The 13,634-nt window shown below is 64.0% G+C and carries 15 protein-coding genes; 8 read left to right on the top strand and 7 right to left on the bottom strand.

What is annotated here, in order from left to right; translation table 11 throughout:
* Nucleotides 1-39 precede the first annotated feature (39 nt).
* The 5 genes from ACU0DV_RS13475 to ACU0DV_RS13455 all read right to left on the bottom strand — a co-directional run bounded on the left by ACU0DV_RS13475 (nucleotide 40) and on the right by ACU0DV_RS13455 (nucleotide 5,029).
* A complete protein-coding gene (locus tag ACU0DV_RS13475; RefSeq protein ID WP_446241613.1) occupies nucleotides 40-1,011 on the bottom strand; it encodes a YihY/virulence factor BrkB family protein in 972 nt (323 codons plus the stop codon).
* Between the two features lie 76 nt (nucleotides 1,012-1,087).
* Nucleotides 1,088-2,575 (bottom strand): phospholipase D family protein, encoded by a 1,488-nt coding sequence (locus ACU0DV_RS13470; protein WP_100928578.1) that lies wholly within the window; start codon nucleotides 2,573-2,575, stop codon nucleotides 1,088-1,090.
* The gene (locus ACU0DV_RS13465) at nucleotides 2,565-4,277 is read right to left on the bottom strand and encodes a sensor histidine kinase (protein ID WP_283981594.1); all 1,713 of its coding nucleotides are present in this window, start codon (nucleotides 4,275-4,277) and stop codon (nucleotides 2,565-2,567) included. The genes ACU0DV_RS13470 and ACU0DV_RS13465 overlap by 11 nt, the downstream gene beginning before the upstream one ends.
* Before the next feature lie 28 nt (nucleotides 4,278-4,305).
* On the bottom strand, nucleotides 4,306-4,860 hold the full coding sequence (locus ACU0DV_RS13460) for an RNA polymerase sigma factor (RefSeq protein WP_446241612.1): 555 nt from the start codon (nucleotides 4,858-4,860) through the stop codon (nucleotides 4,306-4,308).
* On the bottom strand, nucleotides 4,847-5,029 hold the full coding sequence (locus ACU0DV_RS13455) for a NepR family anti-sigma factor (RefSeq protein ID WP_100928575.1): 183 nt from the start codon (nucleotides 5,027-5,029) through the stop codon (nucleotides 4,847-4,849). Before ACU0DV_RS13455 ends, ACU0DV_RS13460 begins: the two co-directional genes overlap by 14 nt.
* A gap of 103 nt (nucleotides 5,030-5,132) precedes the next feature.
* On the opposite strand from ACU0DV_RS13455, the gene ACU0DV_RS13450 reads away from it, so the two are divergent.
* Nucleotides 5,133-5,942 carry a response regulator gene (locus tag ACU0DV_RS13450; protein WP_100930907.1) on the top strand — a complete coding sequence of 270 codons (810 nt, stop codon included), beginning with the start codon at nucleotides 5,133-5,135 and terminating at the stop codon, nucleotides 5,940-5,942.
* Between the two features lie 54 nt (nucleotides 5,943-5,996).
* On the opposite strand, the gene ACU0DV_RS13445 is transcribed toward ACU0DV_RS13450, so the two are convergent.
* Nucleotides 5,997-7,157: a GAF domain-containing protein gene (locus ACU0DV_RS13445; RefSeq protein ID WP_446241611.1), complete on the bottom strand. Its 1,161-nt coding sequence runs from the start codon at nucleotides 7,155-7,157 to the stop codon at nucleotides 5,997-5,999.
* A 230-nt stretch (nucleotides 7,158-7,387) separates the two neighbouring features.
* Nucleotides 7,388-7,558: a DUF1328 domain-containing protein gene (locus ACU0DV_RS13440; RefSeq protein WP_005858327.1), complete on the bottom strand. Its 171-nt coding sequence runs from the start codon at nucleotides 7,556-7,558 to the stop codon at nucleotides 7,388-7,390.
* A gap of 124 nt (nucleotides 7,559-7,682) precedes the next feature.
* On the opposite strand from ACU0DV_RS13440, the gene ACU0DV_RS13435 reads away from it, so the two are divergent.
* From ACU0DV_RS13435 to rlmN, 7 genes are all read left to right on the top strand, one after another.
* Complete coding sequence (locus tag ACU0DV_RS13435; RefSeq protein WP_100928573.1) at nucleotides 7,683-8,051, top strand: DUF883 family protein; 369 nt, start codon at nucleotides 7,683-7,685, stop codon at nucleotides 8,049-8,051.
* Between the two features lie 282 nt (nucleotides 8,052-8,333).
* The gene (locus ACU0DV_RS13430; protein WP_100928572.1) at nucleotides 8,334-8,744 is read left to right on the top strand and encodes a phage holin family protein; all 411 of its coding nucleotides are present in this window, start codon (nucleotides 8,334-8,336) and stop codon (nucleotides 8,742-8,744) included.
* On the top strand, nucleotides 8,728-9,399 hold the full coding sequence (locus ACU0DV_RS13425) for a hypothetical protein (RefSeq protein WP_446241610.1): 672 nt from the start codon (nucleotides 8,728-8,730) through the stop codon (nucleotides 9,397-9,399). Before ACU0DV_RS13430 ends, ACU0DV_RS13425 begins: the two co-directional genes overlap by 17 nt.
* Before the next feature lie 2 nt (nucleotides 9,400-9,401).
* Nucleotides 9,402-10,424 carry an AI-2E family transporter gene (locus ACU0DV_RS13420; protein WP_100928570.1) on the top strand — a complete coding sequence of 341 codons (1,023 nt, stop codon included), beginning with the start codon at nucleotides 9,402-9,404 and terminating at the stop codon, nucleotides 10,422-10,424.
* Nucleotides 10,425-10,510: 86 nt separating this feature from the next.
* Entirely contained in the window at nucleotides 10,511-11,479 is a 969-nt protein-coding gene (locus ACU0DV_RS13415; RefSeq protein WP_446241609.1) for an amidoligase family protein, read from the top strand.
* Entirely contained in the window at nucleotides 11,476-12,189 is a 714-nt protein-coding gene (locus ACU0DV_RS13410; protein WP_283981589.1) for a gamma-glutamyl-gamma-aminobutyrate hydrolase family protein, read from the top strand. Before ACU0DV_RS13415 ends, ACU0DV_RS13410 begins: the two co-directional genes overlap by 4 nt.
* A gap of 221 nt (nucleotides 12,190-12,410) precedes the next feature.
* Nucleotides 12,411-13,595, top strand: a complete 1,185-nt coding sequence (rlmN, locus tag ACU0DV_RS13405; RefSeq protein ID WP_370311442.1) for a 23S rRNA (adenine(2503)-C(2))-methyltransferase RlmN — start codon at nucleotides 12,411-12,413, stop codon at nucleotides 13,593-13,595.
* Nucleotides 13,596-13,634 lie beyond the last annotated feature (39 nt).

Raw genomic sequence — 13,634 nt, 5'->3', positions numbered from 1 at the left:
CCACGTCACGATCCGAAGGCCACGGGCAATGCGACACAGTCAGCGCATGTTGGGGATGCGTTGGGGTTCGCCTCGTGCGGGACCGATGGTATCCGCCTTGACCGCGCCGCGCTGGCCCATGGGCCGGTCGGGCCCGACGGTGGTGTCGTGGCGGGTCTGCGCCTCCAGCTCAGCGTCGACCGCGGCGCCCAGCAGGACGATATAGGCAGACAGCCAGAGCCAGGTCAGCAGCACGATGACACCGCCGAGCGCGCCGAAGGTCTCGTTGTAGGCACCGAACGAGGCGACGTAGCGGCTGAACCCGATGCTGCCGATCACCCAAAGCGCGCAGGCCAGAAGGGCGCCCGGTGTCAGCCAGCGCCAGCGTGCGTAGCGGCGCGACGGGCCGACGCGGAACACGAAGGCGATCCCGAAGGCACCCACGATGAACAGCACGGGCCAGCGCAGGTAGAGGATGACGTCCGTGACCCAGGTCCGGTCCGATATGAAGGCCGCGGCGGCGGGCAGGGCCGCGACGATGCCGATGGCGACCACCAGCCAGACGATCAGCCCGAGCGTGAGCGCGACGTTCAGGGCCCGCAGCTTGAAGAACCCGCGCCGTTCCTTTTCGCCATAGATGACGTTCAGCCCGATGATGAAGTTCTGCGTCGCCCGCGAGGCGGAAAAGAGCGCAAGGCCGATGGAAAAGAGGACCGCCCAACCCAGGCTGCTGCTGCTGGCGGTGACGACCTCGCGCAACTGGCCGAGCATGATTTCCTCGGCGGCCGAGGGCACGACATCCGCAAGGGCATCGGAGGTATCGACCATGAAGTTGGGGTCGGTGAACAGCCCGGCCAGCGCAACCGCCGCGGTGATGCCCGGGAAAAGCGACAGGAGTGCGTAGAAGGCGATGCCCGCAGCCAGAAGACCGAGGTTGTCGTCGTTCTGTACCCGCCAGACGCGGACGCCTACATCAAGAAGACCCCCGAGGGGAATCTGACTCGGTCGGCGTGCCGATCGGCCTCGGTTCATGTGGCTCTCCGCGCGTTGGATTTTCCTGCAACCCGTTTAAGGATAGGGCAAAAGAACCCGAACGCGAGTCGAACAGTCACACTATGTTCTCGGTGACACCCGGAAGCTGCCATTCGAGCTCTTTTTCGTTGTCCGCGTCGTAGGGGACAAGGAACCCGGTGCGATGTTCGGGCATGCGGACAGCGTTGCGGGCAATCTCGGCCCGCCACCAGTCCTGCAGGGTCTCGGGGGCACGCGCCTCGTCGGGCAGGTCGCACCACCACCAGTGGTCGATCAGCTTGCGGCGCAGCATGGCGACACGGTCCGGCAGCGTGGTTTCCACTGCGACTTCGGTGTCCCAGCGCATGGACCGGCCGTTGAGGTTGGCGGAGCCGACGATGCCGTAATCGTCGTCGCGCACGAGAACCTTGTTGTGCACATGGATCAGCGGCGACCCGGCGAGCGTGTCGCGCTCTTCCCGGTCGGCCATGACCGGGCGCACGGGAACGGCGAAGGTGATGCGCTTGCCGAAGGCTTCGACCAGTTCCTTGACCGCCTGCCGTTGCAGGGCCATGCCAAACCGTGCATCGAGCCCGTCGTGATCGTCGAAGGCGACCTCCTCCGGCAATCCCGGCAGCACCACGACAGAGGTCAGGTCCTTGTTCTGCACGGCAGCGGCGGCGAGCGCATCGGATATGACGCCCGAACGCAGGAACTGCGTTTCGAGATAGACGAGGTGCCGGGCGTTGCGGAAGGCGGCAAGATGCGCCTCCTCGATCTCCGACAGCACGGTGCGCGGCGACAGGAAGGGCATCTGGAACCGGCGGGGCGCAGACATGGTGCGTTTCAGCAGCGGCAGGTGAGAGGGCTCGGCCTTGCCGGCGCAGACGTCCTCGAACTCCATCAGGTGTTGCCGGGCCTCGGCGGCCTCGGGACCGCGGAGCACCAGTTGCACGTCCGACCAGGTCTGCGAGGCATCCTGATCGTGTTCCAGTGAATCGTAGCGCCGCTCGTTCAGGTCGAGGCCCCCGACATAGAGGACCTCGCCGTCGATCACCGCCAGCTTCTGGTGGTGCGAAACGGTGTGCATCTCGGGTAGGCTGCCCTTGTCGAGGCCCACGGCCTGACGCCGGCGGCGTATGCCCCGGATCTGTTTCAGTGCCCGCAGGCGGTGGGGCAGAACGGCAGGCAGGAAGGCCAGCCACGGGATCAGCCCCGGCTGGGCGGGATGCAGCGCCGCGCGAACGGTCACCCGTCCCATCGGCGCGTCCGCGATCTCCTCCAGTGCCTTGCCCTGGCGGACCGTGCGCCATGCCAGTTCGTGCAGGGGCGTTGCCATGTCTGCGTCGAAGTCGCTGATGACCAGCCGCAGCGACACACCCCTGCGCACGGCGTGCGCGAGCAGGTCGAACCAGTCGTCGCCGATCTCGCGCGCCTCCGGGCTGCGCAGCTTGGTGCACATGTCGAAGATCCTGAAGCCCGCGACGATGTCCGTCTTGGCCGCAAGAACAGCGCGTTCGAAAACGGGCCACGCCTCGTCCGCCGTGACGAGGACGTTGAAGTCCGGCGTGGATTCAGGCTGCATCGCCGGCTCGTTTTTGCGGAGTGAAGTCGCGCCGGATAAAGGTGATGTGCATCCCGAAATGACCCGGTTTCTGGATCTTGTCGAGTTCGCCGTTCAGCTGGCGGATGAAGGCCGTCATCAGACGGTTGCCGAGACCGTCGTTCTGTTCCTCGGCGATGACGTCCGGATCGGTGTCTTCGGGGACCGAGTTTTCGATCTTCAGGCGAACCTTGCCGTCCGTTTCGGTGAGGGAGATCAGGATCTCCTTGTTCCCGTCGGTGCTGGTGCCGACGTACTTGTACGCGTTGGTCAGCGCCTCGGTCACCAGCATGGACAGCGGCACCGCCTGGTCGGGGAACAGCGGGAAGTTCTCGATCTCGACGCGCAGGTCGATCTGGCCGTCCTGCGACAGGGACGAGACGTCCTCCACGACCGTGCGGATCAGGTCGCCTGAGTCGACGGTGGTCATGTCGGGCGTGGTGTAAAGCGTACGGTGCAGCATCGCGAGCCCGCGCACACGCCGCTGCAGCCCGGCCAGCATGTGCCGTGCCTCTGCAGAGCGCGCGCTGCGCGACTGCATGTTCATGATCGAGGCGATGAGCTGAAGATTGTTCTTCACCCTGTGGTGCACCTCTTTCAACAGGACTTCCTTGTCCCGTAGATCGCGTTCCTGCCGCAGTTCGGCTTCTGAGATAATCAATGCCATGCGGTTAAACGCACGTTGGGCCTCTTCGAGTTCCTCCGGAGGGTTCGCCAATTCCAAATAACTGTCGCGCCGCTCGCCGAGCGCGAACTTGCGCATGGCGGAACGGAGCTGCCGGATGTGGCGGACGACCATGCGTTGCAGGCCGTAGAACGCAACGATGATGCCGGTCACCCACATCAGGGCAGGGAAGATGATTGCGGTCAGCGCACGCGGCCCGTTGCCAGTGGCCTCTGCCACCGAAACGGGCCAGCTTCCCACAAGGACGAGCGTGTCGTCGATCATCGGCGCCACGGCAAAGAACCGTTCTTCGCCGCTGCCGGAAGGGGCGCGGAACGCAAGGCCGACCCGGTCGTGAAGACCGCTCAGGGGGATGTCGCGGGGCAGGAACCCGGGCGCGGCGTCGACGCCGCTCGTCGAGGAAATGACGTCGCCGTCGAGGTTGATAGAGGCGAGCTTCAGTTCCTGGTTGGGCAGGGTGTTCTCCATCAGCGCGTTGGCGACCGAGTGCGGGATGGAGATGGTCAGCCAGCCGAGTTCAATCTCGCCTTCCATGACCGGATGCGAGGCAAGGACCACCGATTGCTTCGTGACGGCACCCGAGCGGCGCATCCGCACGGCCGGACCACTGAGGCCTTCGAGCGTCGAGGTGCCGGAGAAATCGCGCACCTCGCCGCTGGAGCTGCAGTCCATGAGGCCCGACTTCTGAACGTAGGCGGCAAAGATATAGAGCGGCTGGGAGTCGATGAAGTCGGCCAGGATACGCTGGCATTCCCGGGAATCGACAAGCGGCACCGCGGAGGCAAGGCCCTGCGCTGCACCCAGCGCCTGCTGGATCAGTTCGCGTTCTCCGGTGGCTGCGGCCACGGTCTCGGACAGGAGAGCGGCGCGGGTCAGTGCCTGCGCTTCTTCCACCACGACATGCGTTTGGTATACAGAGATGAGCCCCAGCGGCAGCATGGCCAGGGACATCAGAAACGCTATGCGCGCGCCGAGGCTCCTCGACCATGCCTTGAACATGCCCAAAAGCAGCTCCTTGCGTTGCTTTTCAAACCGCGTGGGGTTGCGACGAAACGATCCCCGTCGTGACGCTGTCTGTCAGCTCCAGATTTTCTTCGTCACCAAGCCCCATGAGCTCGGCCAGTCTTGCACGCGCCCTGTTGACCCGGCTCTTGACCGTGCCGACAGCGACGCCACAGGTCTCGGCAGCCTCCTCGTAGGAAAAACCTTCCGCGCCGACAAGGACAAGAGCTTCTCTTTGTTCGTCGGACAGAAGGGCGAAGGCAGTATTGAAGTCGCGCATCTGCAGGCGACCGTCGTGATCCGGCTTCTGGGCCAGATTTGCGGCGAACACGCCATCCGGGTCGCTGACCTCGCGGCGCGCCTTGCGATGGTGGGAATAGTACGTGTTCCGCAAAATGGTGAAGAGCCAGGCACGCAGGTTTGTGCCGCGCTCGAATGTCTCGATCTTGCTCCACGCCTTTACGAGTGAGTCCTGCACCATGTCATCGGCAAGAGCCGAGTTTCCGGTAAGACTCATCGCGAAGGCGCGCATAGCTCCGAGATGCTCGACAAGCTCGTCGCGGGGGTCACGACTGCGCATTGTCACCTCTTTTTCCAGCGGGCGTGTCGGAAGACTCCGCCGCACGGAGCTTCGCAAGGAGGTCGGTGAACCGATCGGGCACCTCTTCCTTGGTCATATCTCCGTATGCCCGCTTCAGGTTTTCATCAATTTCTCGCTGCACTCTTGAAGTTTTCCGTTCCTGATTCATGTCGGCGTGCGTACACAGTTTTTTTGTCGATGGCAGGAACGTAACCCGGTTTGCGGCGTTTGGTTCCCAGGATGACGAAAAAAAATGGATGGAATATCGGACGATGACCACTTCGCAACCTTCGGACCTGACGAGTGTGATCGGCAGCAACCTTCCCTACCTGCGCCGCTACGCCCGGGCGCTGACCGGTTCTCAGGAACAGGGGGACAATTACGCGGCTGCCACTCTTGAGGCGATCCTGAGCGACTTCGATGGCTTTGACCGTTCGATCTCGCCGAAGGTGGCGCTGTTCAAGGTGTTCCAGACGATCTGGAACAGCACCGGCGGCGCGCTGTCCGACGGAGATTCCGGCCTTGCCGCGAAGGCGCAGAAGCACCTGTCGAGGCTGACGCGCGACACGCGCGAGGCTCTGCTGCTGCACACCATAGAGGAAATGGACTTCGTCGAAGTCGGTGAGGTTCTCAACACCTCGCCGGAAGAGGCGAAGGAACTGGTCGACATCGCCTACACCGAGATGGCGAAGTCGGTTTCCGGCAAGATCATGATCATCGAGGACGAGGCGATCATCGCCATGGACCTCGAAAGCATCGTGGGCGACATGGGCCACCAGGTCACCGGCATCGCCAAGACCGAGACCGAAGCCCTCAAGCTGTTCGGCGAAGAGCAGCCGGACCTGATCCTGTCGGATATCCAGCTGGCCGACCTGTCCAGCGGCATCGACGCGGTCAACAAGATCCTTGGCGAGAACGCCTCGATCCCGGTGATCTTCATCACCGCTTTCCCGGAGCGTCTGCTCACCGGCGAAAGCCCGGAGCCGGCGTTCCTGATCGCAAAGCCCTACACGGAAGAACAGGTCCGCTCGGCGGTGAGCCAGGCGATGTTCTTCTCGTCGACGGAAACGCTGCGGGTCTGAAACGGCCTGCCGGACAGGCACGGTCATGGGCCGTGCCTGTCGCGCACACATCCTTCAGAATTCCAATCGTTCGAGCGGCAGGGTCATCCTGTGCGTGAACTTGTCGTCGGCCACCTCGGTCGTGAGCGTGCCGTTCAGCTGCCCTTCGATCGAGATCTTCAGCAGTTGCGACCCGAACCCGCCGCCGCCAAGCGCGGCCTCGGTCCAGACGTGGCCGGTTTCCAGCCAGTCAAGCACCAGATTCTTGTCGTCCGCAAGCCAGCGCAGATCCAGACGCCCGTCATCCACTGACAGCGCGCCGTACTTCGCCGCATTGGTCGCAAGCTCATGCACCGCGAGCGTGACGTAGGTGACGGCCTTCGGGCCGATGGTGGTCGCATCGCCGGTGAGGGTAATTCGCGCCTCGGAGGTATGGGGTGCCAGAACCTTTGACAGCAGCTCTCCGAAATTCGCGCGCTCCCCGTCGCCGGTTTTCGTGGCCTCGACCACGGGCACGATCATGTCATGCGCGACGCTCAGGGCGTCGACGCGGGCGATTATGCTGTCGGCCAGTTCGCGCGGCGTGTCCCAGCGCCGCCGTTCCAGCCGCACCATGCTCGACACCAGAGAGAACAGGTTCTTGATGCGGTGGCTCATTTCCTGCAGCAGGATCTCGCGTTCATGCGCGCCCTGACGAAGCGTGAGTTCCGCCTCTAGCATCGCGACCAGGTCTTCGAGAGCGGCGAGGTCCTCGGCGGTCCATTCGCGCGGCACGGTGTCGATGACGCAGAACGATCCCAGAACCTCGCCCGAGGGCGCATGCACCGGCACCCCGAGGTAGGCGACCACGCCCAGATCCTCCACCGCCGCGTTATGGGAGAGAATGGGATCCTCGCGGCTGTCGCGGACCACCAGCGGTTGGTCGGAGGTCACGACGTACTGGCAGAACGAATGGGTCAGGGGTGTGCCGCGCTCTTCGGCGAAAGGGCCGCTGAGGCCGCATTGCGCCTTGAAGAACTGGCGTTCGCTGTCGACGTAGGACACGAGGCTGACCGGGGCCTTCAGGATGCGGCTGGCCAGGCGCACGCAGCGCTCGTGCGCCTCGTCGGTATCCGGGGACATGACATCGGTCATCGCCAGCGCATCCAGCCGCCGCGAATCGGAGAGCCGGTCAGAGTGGGTCGACGCGTTCGTCGAGACGGCACTGGAAACGTCGGAATTTACTTTGGTGTCCATTCGGTGGCGCGACCTTCGGGCAGAAAATACATCGGACCCCTCTAACAAATTTCCGACCATGCACAAATCGATTTGGAGCGGCATGAGGGGTGCAAAGGGATACAGGCGGAGGTTTGCTTGCGCTTGAGGCTGCGCAATTGCTGGAAAACGATATATGATGCGCGCGACAAAAGAAACCAGCCCGGGACGTGCCCGGGCTGGTTGTTGTCATTAATAAATTCAATGCTCTGTTACGGCGTGCGGCCGCGAAGCGCCCGGGCGACCATTGCCACCACGAACAGGATCAGGAAGATGACGAAAAGGACCTGTGCGATCCCGGCGGACGCCGATGCGATGCCACCGAAACCAAAGACGCCGGCGATGATCGCAACAACAAAAAAGAGCAGAGCCCAGTACAGCATTTTGATACTCCTTTGATGTGCTTGGTTCTGCCTATCAAACCCCTGTCAACCGGGAAGGTTCCGCAAATAGAGTCAGGAACCTTCCATCGTTCTGCACGTTTGTACGGCGAAAGGAGCTTCAACCATGGCTAATACAGCACCGCATACTGTTTCGTCCGATCTCCCGAACGGCTCGGCCAAGGAGAAGGAATTCGACAAGGCCCAGCAGCACGCAAAGGACGCAGCGCGTCACGCACGTGCTTCTGTCGAGGAAGCCTATGCAGAGGCACGCGACACCGCGTCCGACGCATATGATCGCGCCCGCGCCGAGGGTCGCCACGCCTACGAGACCGCGCAGGAGCGTGGCCGTCAGGCTGTTGCCGAGGGCCGCCTCGCACTTGCCGAGCGCCACGGTCAGATCGAAGCCTACGTCCGCAGCAACCCCACCACCGCCCTTCTGGGTGCGGCCGGTGTCGGCCTTGTGCTGGGCATGATCCTCAAGTCGCGTCGCTGACGCAACTTGCGCAGCGGGCACGCCGAAACGTGCCCGCCGCAACCTTATCTTCCATATCAATAAGAGAATTTCAGGGGACACGATGTCATCACGGCCAAAACAGCTTCGTCCGCGGGCAGCGCCCGGCAGATCTGCCGGTGCAACGCACTTGCCCGGACGCAGGTATGAACCCGGGCTGTCGGACATCCGGACCCGCGTTTCCAATCATCCGGCATTGAATGCCGCGCAGGGTGCCTGCCAGATCACGCCCCAGGCCTCGACACGAATGACCGGAGCTGTTCAATGAGCGAACGGGAAACCGGAATTGGCCAGATCCCGTCCTACATTTCTGCGGCGCTGCACGAAATACGCGCCCTGATCCATGTGGAAGCGCAGCTCGCGAAGGCGGAAATCAGTCACAACGTCAGCAAAATGGGATCAGGGATCGGCTTCCTCGTGGTGGCCGCGATCCTTGCCCTTGTCGCATTCATGACCCTTGCGGCGGCGGCGACCATCGCGCTCTACGAGGCGGGCGTTCCGCTGCTGTGGTCCGTGCTGGCCGTGGGCCTCGTGCTGCTGATCCTCGCCGTCATCGTCGGGCTTGTCGGCAAGCGTCGGGTCAATCCCGGTTCCATCGTGCCGACGCGCACACTCAACAACATCCGCGCCGATCTCGACGCGGCAGGGGAGTTCCGCAATGCGCCGACGGATTGAAGAGCTGGAACGGGAGGCCGCTCAGCACCGCGCCAACCTCGCCGACGCGATGAACGGTCTTCGTGAATCCGCCAAACTGCCGAGCCTGACCGGCCCCGACGGCATCTTGACCTCTGACGAGGGGGCAGGTGCCGCGGCCGGCGCGCTGGAGACGGCGAAGCGTCATCCTTGGGCCGCCGCGCTGATTGGGGCGGGGCTGGCCTATACGCTGATGCCCAGCGGCAAGGACAAGGGCAAGGATGAGGACGATATCCCCGGCGGTGTCAGCGCCGAGTATCTGCGCCTGTCGCTGTACGACGGGCTCGACCACCTCGACCCTCAGGCGCGCCGCCGCGTCGTCGCCAAGCGGCTGGACGCCATCGCCCTTCAGGAAGAGATCGAGGCGTCCCGCCCAAAGCCGAGCACGGCCCGCAAACTGGCAGGGTTCCCGAAGCATCATCCGCTGGTCTCTGCCGTGGCGGTTGCCGGCCTCAGCGCCGCGCTAAGCTATTTCATGTCCGGTCAGGAGCACGAGGGCGAAGAAGACCCCGAGGCGCCCGAAGACATGCCTGCACGCGTGGACGAGCCCAATGTGGCCGAAGCCGTTTCACCAGACGAAAACCGGTTCCCCCGGGACCCGGCCCCCCATCATCCCTCACCCCCGGAGCGCATTTGAACATGGAAACCACCTGGTCCTACACTCAGACCAAGGTGGTCGTCACCGCTCTGGCGATCATGGCAACCGTGGCACTCATCGCCGGTCTCAGGCTGGCGAGCGACTTCGCCGCACCCGTGGCCCTTGGCCTGGTGGTGGGCGTCGTGCTTGCCCCGGTCGTCAACCGGCTCAGCCGTTTCGGCGTGCCGCGCTCGCTCAGCGCGGCGCTGGCGCTGGTCATCGCGGTCGTGCTTCTTGTCCTGCTGATCTCGGCGCTCGGTCCCGTCCTGTCGGGGCTGGCCGAGCAGATGCCGAAGATCCAGCGCGAGATCCGCGAATGGATGGACGAGGCGATCCGCCTTGTGCGCGGCGTCGACAGCATCGGCCGCGAGATCGAGGAAACCCTGTCCGAAGGCGGCGAGGAAGCGGTCAAGCAGGCCATGCCCAGCCTGGTGGATGCACTGTGGATGGCGCCCAACTTTGCCGCGCAGTCGCTGATCTTCCTCGGCACGTTGTTCTTCTTCGTGCTGACCGGAGAGGACATTTACAATGTCTTCCCCCGGCAGGCGGGCAAGCTGAAGCAGGCCGACAAGGCCGTGTCGCACTATTTCATCACGGTGACGGCGATCAACGCCGGTCTCGGGCTGGCGGTGTTCGGTGCGATGATGCTGATCGGACTTCCGAACGCGATGCTTTGGGGCGGCGCGGCGTTCCTCCTGAACTTCGTGCTCTACCTCGGACCCATCGTGCTGCTGGCCTCGCTGCTGGTCGCGGGTGTCATGAACTTTTCCGGCGCCTCGATCCTGCTGCCGCCGCTGGCCTACCTGGGCCTGAACATGATCGAAGCGCAGTTCGTCACGCCGTCCCTGGTCGGCCAGCAACTGCGGCTCAACCCGCTTGTCGTGTTCCTGTCGATCCTCTTCGGGCTGTGGCTCTGGGGTCCGATCGGCGGCATCGTATCGCTGCCGTTGCTGGTGTGGACCGTCACGCTGATGGGCAAGATGTCCTTCACGTCGGCGGAGTCGAAGATGTTCAGAAGCGCCTGACAAGCATTCTTCGCGGAACCATGTTCCCGGGACACGCGTTGCCCTTCTGAAATCACGCTTACCCAGCGAAAAAACTCCGAGGGACGATGACCGACAGCTACGCCAGCCTGCCGCACCGCACGACACGTGACGGTGACGAACGCAAGACGGGCGTCGAAGTCGAGTTCTCCGGCCTTGGCGAGGTGCAGACCGGCGAGATCGTCGCTGAATTCCTCGGCGGCACGGCGACCGCACCGCATTCCCACGAACTGACCGTCGAAGGCACCGAGCTGGGCGACATCCGGGTCGAACTGGACATTTCTCTGCGCAAGAAGGACATCCCTCTGCTGGAGCAGGGCCTGAACATGGCGAAGGCTGTTGTCCCCGTCGAGATCATCACCGAACCGCTGACCCGTAAGGAAGTCATACGCCTCGGCGCGCTTCTGGACGAACTGCGCCATCGCGGCGCGAGGGGGTCCCGGGCGGGCGTGCTGCTGGGTTTCGGCGTGCACCTTAACCCGGAGATCGTGGGCGCGGACGATCCGCAGACTCTGAACACCATCACCGCTTTCGGGCTGCTGGAACCTTGGCTGCGCCGCGCGGAAGACCTGGACATGACGCGCCGGCTGATGCCGTTCATCGAGACGTGGCCGCATGCCTTCGTCACGCAACTGGTGAAGGACCAGCCATCGACGCTGAGGGAGCTGATGTCCGTCGCGGCGCGGCATATCTCGTCGCGCAACCACGGGCTCGACCTGATGCCGCTTTTCGCGCATCACGACCGCGATCTGTTTGACCGCATCTTCCCTGCGCAAAGCAAGCTGTCGGCGCGTCCGACGTTCCACTTCCGCCTGCCGGATTGCCGGATCGACGAAGAGGGGTGGTCGCTGGCGCGGCCGTGGAACCTCTGGGCGCGGGTGGAGCATGTCGCCAATGACGCGCACATGCTGGATACCCTTCGGACGGCGTGGCTCGAGCACAACCATTACCTTCCGGGTGCGGAGGGCCGCTGGGCCGAACGCGTCTCGAAACTGTTCCAGAGCAACGACGTATCAGAGCCGGAGGCGGTGCAATGAGCCGCCCCCTGATCGGTGTGACCACGTCTTCGCGTTCGGGATGGCGGATCTATCCGCTGGTGAACCTCAACCTTTGGCTTGCGGGCGCGCGCGGCGTGCGCTGGGGCGCGGGCCGGCCTTCGGACCTGGCCGCGGTGGATGGCGTCATCATCGGTGGGGGCGACGACATCGCGCCGGAACTCTACGGCGGGAAGATCGGCGTCTCGGCCCGGCTGGACCGTGAACGCGACCGCTTTGAAGCCGCCATTGCCGCGCAGGCCATGCAGGACAACATCCCCGTCCTCGGCATCTGCCGCGGGGCGCAGATGCTGAACGTCGCGCTTGGCGGCACGCTGGATCAAAACGCGTGGGAGACCTTCAGCGACTCCCCGATGATCAAGACGATCCTGCCCAAGCGGGAGGTCTGCGTCGTGGCCGAGACCCAGCTCGCCCGCTACGTCGGCGAACAGCCGATGAAGGTGAACGCCCTGCACACGCAGGCCGTCGACAAGCTGGGGGAGGGGCTGCGCGTCAGTGCCCGCGACACCGCCGGCATGGTGCAGGCCATCGAACGGGAGAGCGATCCCTTTGCGCTGGGTGTTCAGTGGCACCCCGAGCACCTGTTTTACGCACACAGACAACGCGCGATCTTCCGCGCACTCGTTTCCGCCGCCCGGGCTTATTCCGAGCGGCGCAGCCAGACCCACGCCGTCCTGAACGAAGCCGCCTGACATTGGCGTGATGGGGTCAAGAAGGGCCGGGACAGGACGCCCGGCCCTTTCCTTTTTCCGGCAAAGACCTGAGGGTCAGGTGCCGCCGGCGGTTGTAATCCGCGAAGCGCACCACAGGTCTGCATGGATCGGGGCGGGGCCGGACGCAGTTGCGCCAAAGGCCATGGAAATTCCGCCCGAATCCTGTATACAGGCCGCTTGTTATCCGAAGGACGCCTCTAATGTCTGACGCACCCATCACTCAGGATCTCGTGACGATCCCGCGCAAGCTGCCGGAAGGCGGCAAGATCAACCTGGTCGGCCTGACCCGGGCCGGGCTGCGTGATGCGCTTCTGGCCATGGGCACGCCCGAGAAACAGGCCAAGATGCGGGTCAATCAGGTCTGGCAATGGGTGTACTTCTGGGGCGTCCGCGACTTCGAGTCGATGACCAACCTTGCCAAGGACTACCGCGCGAAACTGGCCGCCACCTTCGAGATTTCCCTGCCGGAGATCGTGTCGAAGCAGGTCTCGGCCGACGGCACGCGCAAGTACCTTGTCCGCATCGCGGGCGGCCACGAGGTCGAGACGGTCTACATCCCCGAGGAAGATCGCGGCACGCTCTGCGTTTCCTCGCAGGTGGGCTGCACCCTGACCTGTTCTTTCTGCCACACCGGCACGCAAAAGCTGGTCCGCAACCTGACCGCCGGGGAAATCGTCGGTCAGATCATGCTGGTGCGCGACGACCTTGGCGAATGGCCCGAGCCGGGCACCGGCACGGGCGATCAGGGGCCGCGCCTTCTGTCCAACATCGTGCTGATGGGCATGGGCGAGCCGCTCTACAACTTCGACAACGTGCGCGACGCGATGAAGATCGCGATGGACCACGAAGGTCTGTCCATGTCGCGCCGCCGGATCACGCTGTCGACCTCCGGTGTCGTGCCGGAGATCGCGAAGTGCGCCGAAGAGATCGGCTGCCTGATGGCGGTGTCCTTCCACGCCACGACCGACGAGGTCCGCGACAAGCTGGTGCCGATCAACAAGCGCTGGAACATCGCGACGCTGCTGGACGCGCTGCGGGAATATCCGAGGCTGTCGAACTCCGAACGGATCACGTTCGAGTACGTGATGCTCAAAGGCGTGAACGACAGCGACGAGGATGCGCGGCGGCTGGTCAAGCTGATCGCGGGCATCCCGGCAAAGATCAACCTGATCCCGTTCAACGAATGGCCCGGCTCCCCCTACGAGCGGTCGGACTGGTCGCGGATCGAACGTTTCGCCGACATCGTGCACAAGGCCGGCTATGCCTCGCCCATCCGCACGCCGCGCGGAGAGGACATCATGGCCGCCTGCGGGCAGCTCAAGTCCACAACTGAACGTGCCCGGAAATCCCGCAAGGAGATCGAGGCAGAGGTCCGTTCGGGCTGAAATCGGGCGTCATCCGGCGAAGGTGACAGGAGGGTATTG

The sequence above is a fragment of the Sagittula sp. genome, from assembly GCF_052825245.1.
The sequence above is the reverse complement of the archived record's forward strand: the minus strand, read 5'-3'. Positions and strand labels throughout refer to the sequence as shown.

Coding starts and splice junctions, on each gene's coding strand:
- ACU0DV_RS13450 (WP_100930907.1), top strand. CDS start 5,133: ATGACCACTTCGCAACCTTCGGACCTGACGAGTGTGATCGGCAGCAAC.
- ACU0DV_RS13470 (WP_100928578.1), bottom strand. CDS start 2,575: ATGCAGCCTGAATCCACGCCGGACTTCAACGTCCTCGTCACGGCGGAC.
- ACU0DV_RS13460 (WP_446241612.1), bottom strand. CDS start 4,860: ATGCGCAGTCGTGACCCCCGCGACGAGCTTGTCGAGCATCTCGGAGCT.
- ACU0DV_RS13440 (WP_005858327.1), bottom strand. CDS start 7,558: ATGCTGTACTGGGCTCTGCTCTTTTTTGTTGTTGCGATCATCGCCGGC.
- ACU0DV_RS13415 (WP_446241609.1), top strand. CDS start 10,511: ATGACCGACAGCTACGCCAGCCTGCCGCACCGCACGACACGTGACGGT.
- ACU0DV_RS13430 (WP_100928572.1), top strand. CDS start 8,334: ATGAGCGAACGGGAAACCGGAATTGGCCAGATCCCGTCCTACATTTCT.
- ACU0DV_RS13455 (WP_100928575.1), bottom strand. CDS start 5,029: ATGAATCAGGAACGGAAAACTTCAAGAGTGCAGCGAGAAATTGATGAA.
- ACU0DV_RS13435 (WP_100928573.1), top strand. CDS start 7,683: ATGGCTAATACAGCACCGCATACTGTTTCGTCCGATCTCCCGAACGGC.
- ACU0DV_RS13425 (WP_446241610.1), top strand. CDS start 8,728: ATGCGCCGACGGATTGAAGAGCTGGAACGGGAGGCCGCTCAGCACCGC.
- ACU0DV_RS13410 (WP_283981589.1), top strand. CDS start 11,476: ATGAGCCGCCCCCTGATCGGTGTGACCACGTCTTCGCGTTCGGGATGG.
- ACU0DV_RS13465 (WP_283981594.1), bottom strand. CDS start 4,277: ATGTTCAAGGCATGGTCGAGGAGCCTCGGCGCGCGCATAGCGTTTCTG.
- ACU0DV_RS13475 (WP_446241613.1), bottom strand. CDS start 1,011: ATGAACCGAGGCCGATCGGCACGCCGACCGAGTCAGATTCCCCTCGGG.
- ACU0DV_RS13420 (WP_100928570.1), top strand. CDS start 9,402: ATGGAAACCACCTGGTCCTACACTCAGACCAAGGTGGTCGTCACCGCT.
- ACU0DV_RS13445 (WP_446241611.1), bottom strand. CDS start 7,157: ATGGACACCAAAGTAAATTCCGACGTTTCCAGTGCCGTCTCGACGAAC.
- rlmN (WP_370311442.1), top strand. CDS start 12,411: ATGTCTGACGCACCCATCACTCAGGATCTCGTGACGATCCCGCGCAAG.